Below are 17,336 nucleotides of genomic sequence, written 5' to 3'. Positions count from 1 at the left end.
TCCCCCGCGAACCCTTTTGGGCCCAGATGCGTGTGCCGAAGCATGGATCTCCGCGGGGTCGCCTGTCTCGTTGACTCTCTCTCCGTACACTGATGCCCGTGGACAGGACGCTGGCCGACCCCCTGGTGGGTTCCGTGCTCGAAGGCCGCTACCGAATTCGGGGGCGGATCGCGCGCGGTGGCATGGCGACCGTGTACGACGCGATGGACGAACGTCTGGAACGGACCGTCGCGGTCAAGGTCATGCACCCCGGCTACGCGGCCGACCCCGCTTTCGTGCACCGCTTCATCCAGGAGGCGCGCTCGGCCGCCGCGCTGAGCCACCCGCACGTCGTCGCGGTCTACGACCAGGGCGTGCACGAGGGGCTCGCGTTCCTGGTGATGGAGCAGGTCCAGGGCCGCACGCTGCGCGAGGTCCTGGTCCAGCGCGGGCGGCTGCCCGCCGCCGAGGCGCTGGCGATCATCGACCCGGTGCTCGACGCGCTGGCCGCCGCCCACCGGCACGGCATGGTCCACCGGGACGTCAAGCCCGAGAACGTGCTGATCGGCAACGACGGCCGCTCGGTCAAGGTCGCCGACTTCGGTCTGGCCCGCGCCGTGGCCGCGGTCGGCCCGACGTCGACCCGCGGTGTGGTCATGGGCACGGTGGCGTACGTCTCACCCGAGCAGATCACCTACGGCCAGGCCAGCACCCGCAGCGACGTGTACTCGGCCGGGATCATGCTGTTCGAGATGCTCACCGGCAACGTGCCGTACGGCGGCGACTCGTCGGTGAACATCGCCTTCCAGCACGTCCACGCCGACGTCCCGCCGCCGTCGTCGCGCGCGCCGCTGGTGCCGCCGTCGCTCGACGAGCTGACGGTCCGGGCGACCCGGCGCGACCCGAACGCCCGCCCGGCCGACGCCGGCGCGTTCCTCGACGAGCTGCGCGTCGTCCGCGACGAGCTCGAGGGTCGCACGACCCGCAGCGTGTCCGGCGGCGGCCTGCTGCCGACCTCGGCCGTGCCCCAGAGCGGCCCGCCGACCAGTACGTTCACCGCCTCCGCGGCGGTGCCGGTGCCGCAAGCACCGGGCCAGCACACCCAGGTCGTGCCGCGCCACGGTGACGTGCGGGGCACCGCGATGATGCCCGGCGGCATCCTGCCGCCGCCTCCCGGCGGTGGTCACCGCGCCGGTCCCACCCTGCCGGGCCCACTCGGCCGGTTGACGTCGCAGCAGCGCAATCTCGCGATCATCGCCGCGGTCGTCGTGCTGGCGCTGATCGCGGCCGGCACCGGCTGGTACCTCGGCGTCGGCCGGTACACCGAGACACCCCAGATGCTCGAGCTCAGCTCGACCGACGCGACCGCCCAGGCCAAGACGGCCGGGCTGGAGATCAACGTCGTCCAGGACTTCGACGACAAGGCGCTGCTCGGCCGGGTCTTCAAGCAGTCGCCGGAGCCCGGTGGCCGGATCCGCAAGGGCGGCACGGTCACGATCACGATCTCCAAGGGTCCGGACGTCGTCCCGATCCCGACGAGCCTCAAGGGCAAGGGGCGCACCGAGGTCGAGCAGAAACTGAAGGCGCTGGGCTTCACCGTGCCCGCGCCCAAGTTCGAGTTCAACGACGACATCGACGCGAACAAGCTGATCTCGACGTCGCCGCCGCTGGGCAACAAGGCCAAGCGGGGCAGCTCGGTCACGATCGTGATCAGCCAGGGCAAGGGCATCTCGCTGCCGAACCTGGTCGACAAGTCCCGCGAGGAGGCCGAGCAGATCATCGACGGTCTCGGGCTCCAGAAGGACGTCACGATCGACCCGACGAACACCGATCCGGCCAAGGCGGGCAAGGTCCTGAAGCAGGATCCGGCGCCCGGCCAGGTCACCGGCGACGTCACGGTGAAGCTCACGGTCGCCCAGGGCCAGTCGCAAGTGGAGATCCCAGACGTCAGCGGGCAGCAGTTCGACGAGGCCAAGCAGCAGCTGGAAGAGGCCGGACTCCGGGTCAAGCGCCGCGGCGGCCGCGATGACGACGACGCCCGGGTGCTGTTCCAGTTCCCGTCGCCGGGCAACCTGGTCGCCGCCGGCACCGAGGTGACGCTGTTCACCGGCTAGGCGCCCACGTCCCGGCGTCCGGCGGGCTGGCGAAGCGGGCGATTACCTACGCGGAGCGGATCGGGGCGAACACCGTGCAGGTGTTCGTCTCGAACCCGCGGGGCTGGGCGCTGGCTCCGGGCGTGCCCGCGCAGGACGAGAAGTTCGCGGCCTGGGCGTCGCGTTCCGGCGTCCAGGTGTTCATCCACGCCACCTTCCTGGTGAACCTCGGCTCGGCGGCCGAGGCGACCGTCGAGAAGTCGGTCGCGTCGCTGCGTCACGCGGTCGCTCGCGGACGGGCCATCGGCGCCCGGGGCGTCGTCTTCCACGCGGGGTCGTCGCTGGCCACCGAGCGCCGGGAGCAGGCCTACGGGCAGCTGCGCTCGCACCTGCTGCCGCTGCTGGACGAGCTGACCCCGGAGGACCCGGACCTGCTGGTCGAGCCGACCGCGGGCGGCGGCTTCGCGCTCGCGTCCCGGGTCGAGGACCTGGCCGAGTACTTCGCCGCCGTGGACGCCCACCCGCGCCTGCGCGTCTGTCTGGACACCTGCCACGCGCACGCGGCCGGCCACGACCTGTCCGAGCCGGGCGGGCTGGCCAAGGTGCTCGACACGGTGGTGGATTGCGTCGGGGCCGGGCGGCTCGCGCTGGTGCACGCGAATGATTCGCGGGATCCGGTGGGGTCGCTCCGTGATCGGCACACGACGATCGGGGAGGGCACGATCGGCCTCGAGGGGTTCCGGTCGTTGTTCACGCATCCGGCGGCGGCGGGCGTGCCGATCGTGGTGGAGACGCCGTCCGAGGACGACGGGGCCGGCCACGCCGCCGACATGGCCCGCCTGCGAAGCCTCGCCCCGTAGGCGCGCCCCCCGACCACGGGGTGACGGGGACCCGACAGCTCTCACCCCGTTCCGTCGAGTACGCTTCCCAGCATGCTGCAGCGCAACTTTTGGTATGGCTACCGCCCGGGCGTCCCCCGGCGGCCAGCCGCGCTGCTCTAGCGCCACAGCCGCTCACCCTTCCGACAGCCCCGGGCCCCAGGCCCGGGGCTCGTCGCATTTCTAGGAGAAAATTCGCATGGTCATCGTCATGAGCCCGGACGCCCCCGACACCGCTCTGGAGGCCGTCGTCTCGACGGTCGAGGAGGCGGGCGGGTCCGCGTTCGTCTCCCGTGGAGTCACCCGCACGATCGTCGGCGTGGTCGCCGGGGAACCGGTGCTGGCCTCGCTCGAGGTGGAAGGCCTGCCCGGCGTCGCCGAGGTGGTCCGGATCACGTCGCCCTACAAACTCGTCAGCCGGGAGAACCATTCGCGGACGTCGACCGTCCACGTGCGGGACGTCCCGATCGGACCGGACAGCGTGACGCTGATCGCCGGACCGTGCGCGGTGGAGACGCCGGAGCAGACGCTGGAAGCGGCGCTGATGGCCAAGCGGGCCGGCGCCGCGCTGATGCGCGGCGGCGCGTACAAGCCGCGGACGTCACCGTACGCGTTCCAGGGGCTCGGGGCCGACGGCCTGAAGATCCTGGCCGACGTGCGGGAGGAGACCGGGCTACCGGTCGTCACCGAGATCGTCGACCCGGCCGACATCGACGTGGTGGCCGAGTACGCGGACATGCTCCAGGTCGGCACCCGGAACATGCAGAACTTCGCGCTGCTGCAGGCGGTGGGGTCGGTCGGGAAGCCGGTGCTGCTCAAGCGCGGGCTGACCGCCACCTACGAGGAGTGGCTGATGGCGGCCGAGTACATCGCCCAGCGCGGCAACCTCGACATCGTGCTGTGCGAGCGGGGCGTGCGCTCGTTCGAGTCGGCGATCCGCAACATGCTCGACGTGTCGGCCGTACCGATGGTGCACCAGCTGTCTCACCTGCCGATCCTCATCGACCCGTCGCACGCGGCGGGCCGGCGTGAGCTGGTGGTTCCGCTCGCGCGTGCGGCGATCGGCGTCGGGGCCGAAGGCCTGCTGATCGACGTCCACCCGCACCCGGAGACGGCCAAGTGCGACGGCCCGCAGGCCCTCCACGGAGCCGACCTCGACGAGCTGGCTCACGCCGTCACGACGCTCCCTCCCGCTCTGGGCAAGACGCTGACCCCGGCACCGAAGTAGACGAAAAAGGACGCCGCCGTAGGGCGGCGTCCTTTTTTGTCAAAAACCCGGGAGCGAAATCCGGCAACGACTTGATTCCCGCCGAAGGATAGGCGAGCCTTACTGAGCCAAGCCTTACCAGGGCGCCGGGACTCGGAGGGGTGAACCCATGTACGTCTGCATCTGCACGCGGGTTCGCGAGTCCGAGATCCGGACGGCGATCAGCGCCGGCGCGTGCGACGAGTTCGACGTCGCCGACGCCTGCGGGGCGGGCACCGGATGCGGCTCCTGCGTCGAGCGGATCCGCGGTCTCCTCCAAGCCAGCGAGGTGTCGTTAGCGCAAGCTTCCTGAGGCCAGGCATACCTTCCGATCGCAGCCCAGGAGGGCCCTGCGGTCGGCGAGTCGTGTGCGCCGAATGGAATACGGCCGCTAATCGGAGTTAGGGTGAATCCTCCCCAGCCAAACGGAGGATGTTCGGAATGCAAGGCGACGCGAGGGTCCTCGAGTTCCTCAACGACCAGCTCACCGGCGAGCTGACCGCGATCAACCAGTACTTCCTGCACGCCAAGATGCAGGAGAACTGGGGCTACACCACGCTCGCGGCGCACACCAGGCACGAGTCGATCGACGAGATGAAGCACGCCGAACGTCTCACCGACCGGATCCTGTTCCTGGAGGGTCTGCCCAACTACCAGAAGCTGTTCTCGCTGCGGATCGGCGAGAACGTGCCGGAGATGTTCCGCTGCGACATGCAGGTCGAGCAGGAGGCGGTGACCCGGCTCCGCGAGGGCATCGCGTACATGCGCTCGATCGGCGACGTGACGTCGGCGAACATCTTCGAGGACATCCTCCAGGACGAAGAGCAGCACATCGACTACCTCGAGACGCAGCTCGACCTGATCGAGAAGCTGGGCGAGCCGCTGTACCTGTCGCGGCTGGCGAAGCACCCGGGCTCCGACGACGACTGAGCCTCGGCCGTACGACAAGGCGCCCTTCGGGGCGCCTTCGTCATTTCGTGACTCATCGTTCTGAGCCGATTACTGTGCGATGCTTTTCCCATGACGGTCTGGCGTCGGTGCAGCGTCGTTGTTCTGGTGCTCCTGAGCACGGTGCTGCTCGCCGACCCCGGGGACGCCGCGGCGCGGCGACCGGCGGTGGTCGGGATGGGCGACAGTTTCGTCTCGGGCGAGGGCGCCGGCCGCTACGACCCGGCCACGAACCGGCGGGGCAACTTCTGCCACCGCTCCCGGTACGCCGCGATCCAGCGGACGTCGCTGCCCGGCGTCGGCAACCCGGCCCGGGTGAACCTGGCCTGCGCCGGGGCCACGACGAACGACGTCCGCCTGGGCGGGCAGCGCCGGTACGGGGAGGCGCCGCAGGCCGAGGCGCTGCGCACGGTCGCCCGCCGGTACGACGTCCGGCTGATCGTGCTGACGGTCGGCGTCAACGACATCGGGTACGCCAACCTCGCCTACGACTGCGTCCTGGCCTACCTGAAGCTCGCTCCGCGCTGCCAGAACGCCTGGACGCCCCGGATCCGCCAGCGGTTGCGGGCCGCCGCCCCGCGGATCACCCAGGACGTCCGGGACGTGCAGCGGGTGATGCGCGAGGCCGGATACGGCCGGGACGACTACACGCTCGTGCTCCAGTCGTACGCGTCGCCGGTGACCGGCGACCTGCGCTACGGCACAGCGAGCCGGGGCGCGTTCGGCTGCCCGGTCCGCGACGACGACGGGAACTGGGCCAAGAACTGGGTGGCCGGGCAGTTCACGGCCACCTACGCCCGGATCGCCGCGAACACCGGAGCGCGGTTCCTCGACCTGGCCCCGGCCCTGCGCGGGCGTGAGGCCTGCGCGGAGGGCATCAGCCGGTTCCAGGAGTGGTCCCGCGGGCTCAGCGTCGATCTGGCCGGGATCAGGCACGGGCTCGGCATGAACCTGCTGCAGCAGTCCGCGCACCCGAACGCCCGCGGCCACGCCGAGTTCGCCCGCTGCCTGAGCACGTTCCTGGCCCGTGGCGACCGGTCGGCCAAGTGCGCGCGTCAGCCCGACGGCAACCTCGCCCCGGTCGGTACCGCTCAGCGCGCGCGGTACTGAGCCGCGTGCCGGTGCCGGGCCGCGGCCTTCCGCTCGGCCACGGCGGCTGCCTCCTTCTCGGCCAGGCGCGCCCGGCGGCGCTCCAGCGTCGCGCGGGCGTCGACCCGGAGGCCGTCGACGCCGTGCCACCGGACGAGGTCCGCGGTCGCCGCGCCCGGACCGAGGTCCGGCGCCCCGCCGGTCTCCCCCGACATCCCCTCCAGGACGCGGTCGAACGCGTCCGCGACCACCGACGCCACCGGGTCGGCCGCGGTCCACACCAGGTAGGCGTGGCGCATCGCCGGTTCCCCGGCCCGGACGCCCTCGATCAGCGCGGTGTAGCGGACGATGCGCACCGGCTCGGTGCCGGCCTTTCCCGGCTCGGCGGCCAGCGCCTCGATCTCCTCGAGTGAGGCCCGGCTGAGCCGGGCGGCGTCGCCGTCCCGGACCGCGGCCGGGAGGCCGTCGGCGAGGTCCTGCCAGCGGTCGCGGTCGGCGAGCAGGCGAGCCACCAGCCGACTGAGGTCCTCGCCGGCCGGGGCGCTCCAGAACGTGATGTCCCGCCAGGAGTGCGCCTCGGCGAACCGCTTCTCGATCGCGGCCACGTACTGCCCGGACAGCGAACGCCCGGTCGCTCCCCCGGCCGGTGGCCAGGCCGGCGCCTCCATCACGGCCCGCCGGAGCAGGAGCATCGGCAGCCCGTCGGCGGTCGCGGCGCCCGGCAGCCAGAACACGTCCACGTACACGACCAGGCGATCCGGGCTGGACTTGAGCTGGGTGCGCCACCGCGCCACACGCTTGCGTCCGCGCTCCTGGGCGGCCCGGCGTCGCTCGTAGCGGTCGAGCTCGTCCCGCGTCGAGGTCGGTGGACCGGAGTCGTCGCCGCCGGCCGGGCGGTAGAACGCGCTCGTCGTGACCGGCGCGTCGACCAGGTCCCGCGGCCACCGGGTGAGCACGGACACGACCGTCTCGAGCCGGTCGACGTGGTCCCGGAGGTCGGTCACCTCGCGCTGCGCGCTCTCGACCGCCCGCACCCGCCGGGCGAGCTCCTGCAGGTCCGCGCCGGTCCGCGCCTGTCCGTCGCCGACCGCGCCGATCCGCTCCGCCGCCGTCCCTTCCGACTGCACGATCATTCGGACGACGGTGAGCAGGGCGATCACCAGGAGACCGGCCAGGAGCACCAGCGCGACGGCGAACCCGGCGATCCAGCCGACGATCAGGACGACGAGCGCGGAGCCGCCGACCGAGACCGCGAACAGGCGTGGCTCGGTGGCGACCTGACGTAATGCGAGCATGACACATCGTGGCCTCGCGTCCCCGGATAAGTAAGGGTCCGTTCGGCGGGTGCGTCAGCGGCGAATTATCGACCCGAGCACCTCGATCGCCCGGTCGAGACCCTCGTCGTCCACGTCGAGATGGGTCATCGCACGGACGGTGGACGGGCCGAACACGCCCACCAGCACGCCCTGGTCGGCCGCGGCCCGGACCACCGCGAACGGGTCGGGCACGGTCAGCAGCACGAGGTTGGTCTGCGGCGCCGGGGCGCCGAGGGCCTCGGCGAGCCGGGCCGCCCGCGCGTGGTCGTCGGCCAGGCGGGGCAGGTGGTGCTCCAGCGCGTAGAGCCCGGCCGCGGCCAGGATGCCGGCCTGCCGCATCCCGCCGCCGAGCTGCTGCCGGCGCGCCCGGGCCCGTTCGATGCGCTCCGCGGTCGAGACGACGAGCGACCCGACCGGCGCACCGAGGCCCTTCGACAGGCACACCGAGAGCGTGTCGAACACCGCCCCGTACTCGGCGAACGACACCCCCGAGGCCACCGACGCGTTCCAGATCCGCGCGCCGTCGCAATGCAGCTTCGGTCCGACGTCCGCCAACGCCTGGAGGGAAGCCAGGGGCAGGACGGCGCCACCGCCGCGGTTGTGGGTGTTCTCGACCGCGATCGCGGACGTCGGCAGTGCGTGATACCCGGGCCGGCGCACCTGGGCGAGCCAGGCGTCGACGTCGAGCGCTCCGGCCGGAGAGCCGACGACCGTGCGGGTGCTGATGCCGCCGACGGCGGCCGCCGCCCCACCTTCGTAGGTGACGATGTGCGCGTCGGCGTCGCACAGCAGCTCGTCGCCCGGCTCGAGGAGCGAGGACAGCGCGAGCTGATTCGCCATCGTGCCGGAGGGCACGAACAGGGCCTTCTCGTGCCCGAACATCTCCGCGACGGTCGTTTCCAGGGCGGCGACGGTCGGGTCCTCGCCGTACACCTCGTCGCCGACCTCGGCCTCGGCGATCGCCTTCCGCATCCCGTCGGTCGGACGCGTGACCGTATCGGACCGGAGGTCGATCGGGCGCCCGGTGGACCGGAGGTCGAGCGGGCGCTCGGTGGACCGGAGGTCGACCGGGCGCTCGGTGGACCGGAGGTCGAGCGGGCGCCCGGGGGTGGCTGTGCTCACCCGCGCAGCATCTCGGCGATCAGGAACGCCAGCTCGAGCGACTGCTGGCTGTTCAGCCGGGGGTCGCAGGCCGTCTCGTACCGGCTGGCCAGGTCCGCGTCGAGCAGGTCCTGGGCGCCACCGAGGCACTCGGTGACGTCTTCCCCGGTCAGCTCGACGTGGATGCCGCCCGGGTGGGTGCCGAGCGCGCGGTGGACCTCGAAGAAGCCGAGCACCTCGTCGACGATGCGGTCGAAGTGCCGGGTCTTGTAGCCGTTGGACGCCTCGTGCGTGTTGCCGTGCATCGGGTCGCACTCCCAGACGACCAGGTGCCCGGTCGCGCGGAGCTTCTCGACCAGCGGCGGCAGCGCGTCGCGGACCTTGTGGTTGCCCATCCGGGAGATCAGCGTCAGGCGGCCCGGGATGCGTTCGGGGTCGAGCCGCTCGGCCAGCTCGACGACGTACTCGGGCGACGTCGTCGGCCCGAGCTTGACCCCGATCGGGTTGGCGATGCGGGACACGAAGTCGAGGTGGGCGCCGTCGGCCTGCCGGGTGCGCTCGCCGATCCAGATCATGTGCGCGGACAGGTCGTAGGCGATGCCCCGCTCGTCGCGCCGGGTGAGCGGGCGCTCGTAGTCGAGGATCAGCGCCTCGTGTGACGCGTAGATGTCGGTCGTACGCAGCGCGACGTCGTCGACGCCGGCGGCCCGCATGAACTTCAGCGCGCGGTCGATCTCGGCCGCGATCGCCTCGTACCGCTCACCGGCCGGCGAGTCGCGGACGAACTCCTTGTTCCAGTCGTGCACCGCGTTGAGGTCGGCCATGCCGCCGCGGCGGGAGAACGCCCGCAGCATGTTCATCGCCGCGGCCGCGTTGGCGTAGGCCCGGACCATCCGCTCCGGGTCGGGGATGCGCAGCTGCGGGTCGGGCGTGAACGCGTTGACCATGTCACCGCGGTACGACGGCAGGCCGAGCGAGTCGATGTCGGACGAGCGGGGCTTCGCGTACTGCCCGGCGACCCGGCCGATCTTGACGACCGGCATCGACGCGCCGTAGGTAAGGACGACCGCCATCTGGAGCAGGACGCGGGTCAGCGCGCGCAGGTGCGGCTCGGTGTTGTCGTCGAACGTCTCGGCGCAGTCTCCGCCGCGGAGCACGAACGCCTCGCCCCTGGCCACCTCGGCGAGCTTGTCGCGCAGCAGGTCGACCTCGTAGGGGGCGACGATGGGCGGGACGGTCGACAGCGTCTTGCCGACCTCGGCGAGCTTCTCGCGGTTCGGCCAGGTGGGTTGCTGTGCAGCCGGCAGGGAGCGCCAGATATCCAGGTCGTCAACGACGGTGTCGGTCACGGGTCCAGGGTAGTTGGCTTTCTTCCCGGGCTGCGGTCCCCCGTGGGGACGGTGTGGATAAGTGCTAGCACTGTGGCGAACGCCACCGCGGTGGACCGCGTCTGCCAGGATCGGGGCCGTGAAGCTCATCCTGACGGTGCTCGTCACCGCGGTGGCGCTGCTGGCGTCGACGTACGTCGTCGACGGCATCGACGTCACCGAGACCACGTGGCCGGCGAAAGTCGGCACCCTGTTGGTGGTCGCCGCGATCTTCGGTGTGGTCAACGCGATCGTGAAGCCGATCGTGAAGGTGATCGGCTGCGGGGTCTACGTGCTGACGCTCGGGCTGTTCGGCCTGATCGTCAACGCGCTGCTGTTCCTGCTGGTCGGCTGGTTCGCCGAGCAGTTCGGGCTGGGGTTCGAGGTCGACGGTTTCTGGGCCGGTTTCTGGGGCGCCATCGTCGTCTGGGTGGTGTCTTTCGTCCTCAACCTGGCCCTCGACCTGGCCGGCCGCGACTCAGACGACTGACCTCAGCCGAAGAACACCTCGGCTTCCGCGTAGCGGGAGAGCGGGACGGTCTTGAGTTCGCGGGTGGCTTCCTCGATCGGGACGCGGACGATGTCCGTGCCCTGGAGGGCCACCATCCGCCCCCAGTCCCGCTCGTGCGCGGCGTCGATCGCGTGCAGGCCGAACCGGGTGGCCAGCACGCGGTCGAACGGCGTCGGCGAGCCACCGCGCTGCACGTGCCCGAGCACGACCGCCCGCGACTCCTTGCCGGTGCGCTCCTCGATCCGCTCGGCCAGCCACTGCCCGATACCCCCGAGCCGGACGTGCCCGAACGCGTCGAGGTCGCCGCTCTTGAGCACCTCGGCGCCCTCCTTCGGAGTGGCGCCCTCGGCCACCACCAGGATCGGCGCGTACTGCGTGGCGAACCGGCTCTCGACGTGCTTGATGACGTCGTCCAGGTCGAACGGCATCTCGGGCACCAGGATGACGTTGGCCCCGCCGGCCAGCCCGGAGTGCAGCGCGATCCAGCCCGCGTGCCGCCCCATCACCTCGACGACCAGCGCCCGGTGGTGCGACTCGGCGGTCGTGTGCAGCCGGTCGATCGCCTCGACGGCCACGGTCACCGCGGTGTCGAAGCCGAACGTGTAGTCGGTCGCCCCGAGGTCGTTGTCGATCGTCTTCGGCACCCCGATGACCGGGATCCCCTCGTCGGTGAGCTTCTTGGCGACGCCCAGCGTGTCTTCGCCGCCGATCGCGATCAGCGCCTCGACGCCGAGCTTCTCGAGGTTCTCCCGGATCCGGTCGACCCCGTTTTCCACCTTGTAAGGGTTGGTCCGCGAGGAGCCGAGGATCGTCCCGCCACGGGGCAGGATGCCGCGGACCTGAGCTATGCCGAGAGGGCGCGCGTCGCCCTCGACCGGTCCCCGCCAGCCGTCCCGGAAACCGGAGAACTCGTGTCCGTAGACGCTCACGCCCTTGCGGACGATCGCGCGGATGACGGCGTTGAGACCCGGGCAGTCACCACCGCCGGTAAGCACGCCGATGTGCATGGTGCGGTCCTTTCGTGGGCGCAAGAGCGGACGCAGTAGCCGCCTCAGCGCACACGGTAATGCTCATCTCGTCCCGGCGCTGACACCTTCTGTGCTGGCACGTCGGCTCTTCTCCATCGCCTGCCAGCGGGCCAGGTTGTGGCGCGCGTCGGCCAGCGCGTCGTGCTGATCGGCGCCGGCCGGGGGCAGGTCCGGCTTGCCCAGATCGTCCCAACGCTGGCGCAGGTCCTTGCTGAACCGCGGAATCGGTCGGGGCAGCGCCGGCATCGGCCCCCACAGCTGGCAGATCGCCACGTGGTCGTAAGCGGCGTACCAGGCCCAGAGTTCGATCGACCCGCGGCTGGTGACCCCGGCCGTGAGGAACTCCAGGAGTTCCTTGCGAATTCGCTCTCTCGACATCCAGGCCCGATCGGCCGGGCCGGGCAACTTGTCGAGGACGTTCTTACGCACCCAGGGGATCGCTTTGGTGTCGTCGAATTCGGTGGAAACGGCGTAAAACTCGTTCCCGTCTTCGTCGACCGCTCCGATCGAGACCAGGTCGATGGTGTGCCCATCCTCGATGAACTCGGTGTCGTAGAAGATTCGGCGGAGCGGAGCCATCACTCCATTCTGCCGTGTGCGCGCAGACGTGGCACATCGGCACCGAGCGTCTCGGCTGAGGACACGCTGTGTCGAGAAAATCCGATATGCAATGGCTCGCTCGGTTAAACGATGCTTGATCGACACAGGTTGACGCACACTGGAATGGGTAGAGCCAGTCTGCCGATCCGGGGGCTGGACGCTCTGCCCCATCCAAACCGGTCACCGCAGGTCACTTGAGTGACCAAAGGACGAAACGCACAAGAAACCATTGTCCGACAGCGTGGTTGTTCTCACCCGTCACACTGAGCTGGCCATCCACGACCTGGCTCGGTCCTGACCGGAAGGGGTCGCCGATGAGAGCCGACACCCGTGCTTGGTTCTCCCGCCGGACCTCCACCGCTGGTGATTGGCCCGTCGAGGCCCTTGCCGACCGCAAGGGCTCGACGAGCGTCGCCGTGGTGCTGCCGGCGCTCAACGAAGAGGAGACAGTCGGCACGATCGTCGAACGCATCGTGAGTCTGGCTAGTACCTCAGGCCTGATCGACGACATCGTTGTCGTCGACTCGGGCTCGACCGATCGAACCGCTGAACGAGCGGCCGCCGCAGGAGCCCGCGTGGCGCATCGGGACGAGATCGTGCCCGACCTGCCCAGCCGCCCCGGCAAGGGCGAAGTGCTCTGGCGCTCGCTCCACGCGACGACCGCGGACATCGTCGTCTACGTCGACGCGGACCTGACCGACTTCCGTCCGCACTACGTCACCGGGCTGCTCGGGCCGATCCTCAGCGATCCGACCGTGCAACTCGTGAAAGCCTTCTACGACCGGCCGCTGGCCGGAGTCTCCCCGGTCGGCGGTGGTCGGGTGACCGAACTCACCGCCCGGCCGCTGCTCAACGCGTTCCTGCCCGAGTTGGCCGGTGTCGTCCAGCCGTTGGCCGGGGAGTACGCCGCGAGGCGCTCCCTGCTCGAACGCCTGCCGTTCGCCCCGGGGTACGGGGTCGAGACCGGCTTGCTCATCGACACGGTGCTCGCGCACGGCATCGACGCCGTGGCCCAGGTCGACCTGGGTGAACGCGGGCACGGCCACCAGGACACCGCCGCATTGGGGCGGATGGCGGCCACGATCATCCAGACGTTGACCGCCCGGATCGGCCCGAGCCGGCCGGAGGGGCACGATCTGGTCCAGTTCAGCCGGGTCGAGGGTGAAGTTGTGCCGGTGACCTGGGACATTCCGTGGGAGGAGCGACCGCCGATGATCACTCTCCCGTCGTACCAGGCCCGACGCACGTCGTCCGCGCCGGCCTGACCTGCCCGACACAATTGGCCGCCCCGCCGAGCGGGGCGGCCAGTTGCGTGAAGGAGCGCCCACAGCCGCCACAGATCGACGACGAGCCTCCACGCCGCGACGGCGGCCCAAGGAAGCCCAGCGCGAGAGGCGGAGTGCGGTGGGGTCGGGCGCAGTTGGCACGGAGTCGAGAGCGCGGATCATCGTCGGATTCCCGCTGCATGCCCCAGGTCTTCCCGCGGTTTGCCGAGAAGTCGGGGTCATCCAGGGCCTGTGAAGGCCAGAAAGCCGCCAAACTGCGCGCAGGGACGTGCAGACGCGCGGAAATCGGACCGCCCCGGTAGCAACTTCTGGCGCGTGCCCGGCGCGGTCTTGCGCCTGCCCTCTGCGGTACTCGGACGACTTGCGCGACCTGACCGAATCCTGCTGGTCAGATGTATGCGACCCGACCGGCACAGTCAGCTACCCGATCGAGGTCGACTCGCAAGTCGGTGCCTACGGGCGGACAGGTCGCAGCGTAGCCAGTGGCTCAGCGGCTGGGTCGGGCCCAAGGTGCGAGCCCACCGAGAGGGTTGGGCCGGCGCCGGAGGCCGCAGCCGGAGCCGGGCCGGAGCCGTAGCGGCGCCGAGGCTGGGCCGGAGGCAGAGGCGGAGCCAGAGGCAGAACCGAAGCCGGAGGCTGGAAGCCGAGCCGAGGCCGGTGATGAGCCGACGAGGCCAGGGCCGGAGCCGGGCCGACCGGGCCAGCGGTGGGGCCGGGCCGGCTGTGGAGCCGGGCCGGGGGTGGAGCCGGGCCGGCGGCGGGGCCGGGCCGGCGGCCGCCCCGGCAGGCGGCCGCCCCAGGCGAAAGGCCGGACGGGACCGGGCCGGACCAGACCGGGCCTCTGCCAGAGCCGCCGGCCCGGCCGCGCCGCTGGCCCGGCTCCGCCCCCGGCCCGCCCGGGGGACCCCGCCGGCCGCCCGGACCGCCTAGCCTCAGCCGACCGGCGCCGGCTTCCGGGCCTTCGGGGCCCGCTGCGCCGGCCGCCGCGCACCCGCGGCCCTCAGCGCAGCCTGCCCAGCCCCCTCGCCCCGCAACAACGGCTCCAAGAAGCGCCCCGTGTGGCTCGCCTCCACGGTCACGACCTCCTCCGGCGTGCCCTCGGCCACCACCTGACCGCCCTTGTTGCCGCCCTCCGGACCCATGTCGATGATCCAGTCGGCGGTCTTGATCACGTCGAGGTTGTGCTCGATGACGATCACCGTGTTGCCCTGGTCGACCAGCTTCTCGAGCACGCCCAGCAGCTTCCGGATGTCTTCGAAGTGCAGGCCCGTGGTGGGCTCGTCGAGGACGTAGACCGTGCGGCCGGTCGAGCGCTTCTGCAGCTCGGTCGCCAGCTTGACCCGCTGCGCCTCGCCGCCGGAGAGGGTCGGCGCCGGCTGGCCCAGGCGGACGTAGCCGAGTCCGACGTCGACCAGCGTCGAGAGGTAGCGGCGGATCGCGGTGATCGGCGCGAAGAACTCGGCCGCCTCCTCGATCGGCATCTCCAGGACCTCGGCGATCGACTTGCCCTTGTAGTGGACGTCGAGCGTCTCGCGGTTGTAGCGGGCGCCCTTGCAGACCTCGCACGGGACGTAGACGTCGGGCAGGAAGTTCATCTCGATCTTGATCGTGCCGTCACCGGTGCACGCCTCGCAGCGCCCGCCCTTGACGTTGAACGAGAACCGGCCCGGGCCGTAGCCGCGCACCTTGGCCTCGGTGGTCTCGGCGAACAACTTGCGGATCCGGTCGAACACGCCGGTGTACGTCGCCGGGTTCGAGCGCGGGGTGCGGCCGATCGGCGACTGGTCGACGCCGACGACCTTGTCTACCTGGTCGAGCCCGGTGACGCGCTGGTGCCGCCCCGGCACCATCCGGGCGCCGTTGAGGGTGTTCGCCAGCACCGTGTAGAGGATGTCGTTGACCAGCGAGGACTTGCCGGAGCCGGAGACGCCGGTGACCGCGGTCAGCGTGCCCAGCGGGAACGCCACGTCGAGCCCGCGCAGGTTGTGCTCGCGCGCGCCCTTCACGACCAGCTTCCGCTTGGCGTCGACCGGGCGGCGGATGGCCGGCACCGGGATGCTCTGCCGCCCCGACAGGTAGGCCCCGGTCAGCGACTCCTTGCTGGTCAGGAGATCGGAGACCGTTCCGGACACGACGACCTTGCCGCCGTGCTCGCCGGCCCCGGGGCCGATGTCGACCACCCAGTCGGCGGCCGCGATCGTGTCTTCGTCGTGCTCGACGACGATCAGCGTGTTGCCGAGCTCGCGCAGCCGGACCAGCGTCTCGATCAGCCGGCGGTTGTCGCGCTGGTGCAGGCCGATCGACGGCTCGTCGAGCACGTACAGGACGCCCACCAGCCCGGACCCGATCTGGGTGGCCAGCCGGATGCGCTGCGCCTCACCGCCGGACAGCGTGCCGGCCGGCCGATCGAGCGAGAGGTAGTCGAGCCCCACGTCGAGCAGGAAGCGCAGCCGCTCGTTGATCTCCTTGAGGACCTGACCGGCGATCATCCGCTGCCGGTCGTCGAGCTTCAGGTCGGCCAGGAACGCCGCGCACTCGTCGATCGCCAGTGACGAGACCTGGGCGATGTTCTTGCCGGAGAGCCGGACGGCCAGCACCTCGGGCTTGAGACGGGTGCCGCGGCAGACCGGGCACGGCACGTCCCGCATGTAGCCCTCGTACTTCTCCTTGCTCCACTCGGACTCGGTCTCCTGGTGGCGCCGCTCGAGGAACGGCATGACGCCCTCGAAGCTCGCGTAGTACGACCGCTTGCGCCCGTACCGGTTCGTGTACTGGACGTGCACCTGGGTGTCGTGCCCGTGCAGGATCGCTTTCTTCTGCTTGGTGGTGAGCTTCTCCCACGGCGTGTCCAGGTCGAAGCCGAGCGCGTCGCCCAGCCCGGACAGCAGCCGGAGGAAGTACTCCAGGTTGTGCCCCGTCGACCACGGCTGGATCGCGCCCTCGCCGAGCGTCCGCTCCGGGTCGGGGATGATCAGCTCCGGGTCGACCTCTTTGCGGGTGCCGATGCCGCTGCACTCGGGGCAGGCGCCGTAGGGGGCGTTGAACGAGAACGTCCGCGGCTCGAGGTCTTCGATCGCCAGCGGGTGGTCGTTCGGGCAGGCGAAGTTCTCCGAGAACTTCCGCTCCCGGCCCGGGTCGTCTTCCGGCAGGTCGACGAAGTCGAGCACGACGATGCCGCCGGCCAGGCCGAGCGCGGTCTCCACCGAGTCGGTCAGCCGCCGCTGCGCGCTCTCTTTCACCGCGAGCCGGTCGACCACGACCTCGATCGTGTGCTTCTCCTGCTTCTTCAGCTTGGTGTTGCCCTCGGTGAACTCGGTCAGCGGCTGCACCACGCCGTCGACCCGCACCCGGGCGTAACCCTTCGCCTGGAGCTCGGCGAACAGGTCGAGGTACTCGCCCTTGCGGCCACGGATGACCGGGGCCAGGACCTGGAACCGGGCCCCGTCGGGCATCGCCAGCACCCGGTCGACGATCTGCTGCGGCGTCTGCCTGCTGATCTGCTCGTCGCAGACCGGGCAGTGCGGCACGCCCGCGCGCGCGAACAGCAGGCGCAGGTAGTCGTAGACCTCGGTGATCGTCCCGACGGTGGACCGCGGGTTCCGGTTGGTGGACTTCTGGTCGATCGACACCGCCGGGGAGAGCCCCTCGATGAAGTCAACGTCGGGCTTGTCCATCTGCCCGAGGAACTGCCGGGCGTAAGCCGACAGTGACTCTACGTAGCGACGCTGGCCCTCGGCGAAGATCGTGTCGAACGCGAGGCTCGACTTGCCCGAACCGGACAGGCCGGTGAAGACGATCAATGCGTCCCGGGGAAGGTCGAGGTCGATATTCCGCAGGTTGTGCTCGCGTGCTCCACGCACGAGGAGCCGGTCGGCCACGGTGTTTCTCTTCCAG

14 protein-coding genes are annotated in these 17,336 nt (G+C 70.8%); 8 read left to right on the top strand and 6 right to left on the bottom strand.

The window, feature by feature from the left end:
• The first annotated feature begins 98 nt into the window (after nt 1-98).
• The 6 genes from pknB (at nt 99) to FL583_RS29130 (ending at nt 6,254) form a co-directional block, all read left to right on the top strand.
• On the top strand, nt 99-2,093 hold the full coding sequence (gene pknB, locus FL583_RS29155) for a Stk1 family PASTA domain-containing Ser/Thr kinase (protein ID WP_170323923.1): 1,995 nt from the start codon (nt 99-101) through the stop codon (nt 2,091-2,093).
• Between the two features lie 26 nt (nt 2,094-2,119).
• Nucleotides 2,120-2,932: a deoxyribonuclease IV gene (locus FL583_RS29150; RefSeq protein WP_142708057.1), complete on the top strand. Its 813-nt coding sequence runs from the start codon at nt 2,120-2,122 to the stop codon at nt 2,930-2,932.
• 217 nt (nt 2,933-3,149) lie between these two features.
• The gene (aroF, locus tag FL583_RS29145; RefSeq protein WP_142708056.1) at nt 3,150-4,178 is read left to right on the top strand and encodes a 3-deoxy-7-phosphoheptulonate synthase; all 1,029 of its coding nucleotides are present in this window, start codon (nt 3,150-3,152) and stop codon (nt 4,176-4,178) included.
• 148 nt (nt 4,179-4,326) lie between these two features.
• Nucleotides 4,327-4,509: a (2Fe-2S)-binding protein gene (locus FL583_RS29140; protein WP_142708055.1), complete on the top strand. Its 183-nt coding sequence runs from the start codon at nt 4,327-4,329 to the stop codon at nt 4,507-4,509.
• Nucleotides 4,510-4,637: 128 nt separating this feature from the next.
• Nucleotides 4,638-5,126, top strand: a complete 489-nt coding sequence (bfr, locus tag FL583_RS29135; protein WP_142708054.1) for a bacterioferritin — start codon at nt 4,638-4,640, stop codon at nt 5,124-5,126.
• Between the two features lie 90 nt (nt 5,127-5,216).
• The gene (locus FL583_RS29130) at nt 5,217-6,254 is read left to right on the top strand and encodes a GDSL-type esterase/lipase family protein (RefSeq protein WP_142708053.1); all 1,038 of its coding nucleotides are present in this window, start codon (nt 5,217-5,219) and stop codon (nt 6,252-6,254) included.
• Here the strand turns inward: FL583_RS29130 and FL583_RS29125 are convergent.
• The 3 genes from FL583_RS29125 to FL583_RS29115 form a co-directional block, all read right to left on the bottom strand.
• Entirely contained in the window at nt 6,236-7,528 is a 1,293-nt protein-coding gene (locus FL583_RS29125; protein ID WP_142708052.1) for a hypothetical protein, read from the bottom strand. The genes FL583_RS29130 and FL583_RS29125 overlap by 19 nt on opposite strands.
• Before the next feature lie 54 nt (nt 7,529-7,582).
• Nucleotides 7,583-8,563: a threonine aldolase family protein gene (locus FL583_RS29120; protein ID WP_420843216.1), complete on the bottom strand. Its 981-nt coding sequence runs from the start codon at nt 8,561-8,563 to the stop codon at nt 7,583-7,585.
• Nucleotides 8,564-8,667: 104 nt separating this feature from the next.
• Complete coding sequence (locus tag FL583_RS29115) at nt 8,668-10,128, bottom strand: class II 3-deoxy-7-phosphoheptulonate synthase (protein ID WP_142708051.1); 1,461 nt, start codon at nt 10,126-10,128, stop codon at nt 8,668-8,670.
• Here FL583_RS29115 and FL583_RS29110 point away from each other — a divergent pair.
• Complete coding sequence (locus tag FL583_RS29110) at nt 10,118-10,507, top strand: phage holin family protein (protein WP_142708050.1); 390 nt, start codon at nt 10,118-10,120, stop codon at nt 10,505-10,507. The two genes, FL583_RS29115 and FL583_RS29110, sit on opposite strands and share 11 nt — an antisense overlap.
• 2 nt (nt 10,508-10,509) lie before the next feature.
• On the opposite strand, the gene FL583_RS29105 is transcribed toward FL583_RS29110, so the two are convergent.
• Together FL583_RS29105 and FL583_RS29100 are read right to left on the bottom strand one after the other, a co-directional pair.
• A complete protein-coding gene (locus tag FL583_RS29105; protein WP_142708049.1) occupies nt 10,510-11,535 on the bottom strand; it encodes a 6-phosphofructokinase in 1,026 nt (341 codons plus the stop codon).
• A gap of 63 nt (nt 11,536-11,598) precedes the next feature.
• Nucleotides 11,599-12,135, bottom strand: a complete 537-nt coding sequence (locus FL583_RS29100) for a polyadenylate-specific 3'-exoribonuclease AS (RefSeq protein WP_142708048.1) — start codon at nt 12,133-12,135, stop codon at nt 11,599-11,601.
• Nucleotides 12,136-12,470: 335 nt separating this feature from the next.
• Here FL583_RS29100 and FL583_RS29095 point away from each other — a divergent pair, with 335 nt between their 5' ends.
• Nucleotides 12,471-13,421: a glucosyl-3-phosphoglycerate synthase gene (locus tag FL583_RS29095; RefSeq protein ID WP_142708047.1), complete on the top strand. Its 951-nt coding sequence runs from the start codon at nt 12,471-12,473 to the stop codon at nt 13,419-13,421.
• A 953-nt stretch (nt 13,422-14,374) separates the two neighbouring features.
• Here FL583_RS29095 and uvrA read toward each other — a convergent pair.
• The gene (uvrA, locus tag FL583_RS29090) at nt 14,375-17,320 is read right to left on the bottom strand and encodes an excinuclease ABC subunit UvrA (protein WP_142708046.1); all 2,946 of its coding nucleotides are present in this window, start codon (nt 17,318-17,320) and stop codon (nt 14,375-14,377) included.
• Nucleotides 17,321-17,336: the final 16 nt, after the last annotated feature.

It is taken from the genome of Cryptosporangium phraense (assembly GCF_006912135.1).
Taxonomy (GTDB): Bacteria; Actinomycetota; Actinomycetes; order Mycobacteriales; family Cryptosporangiaceae; genus Cryptosporangium; species Cryptosporangium phraense.
This window is presented reverse-complemented; position numbering and strand designations above follow the sequence as displayed.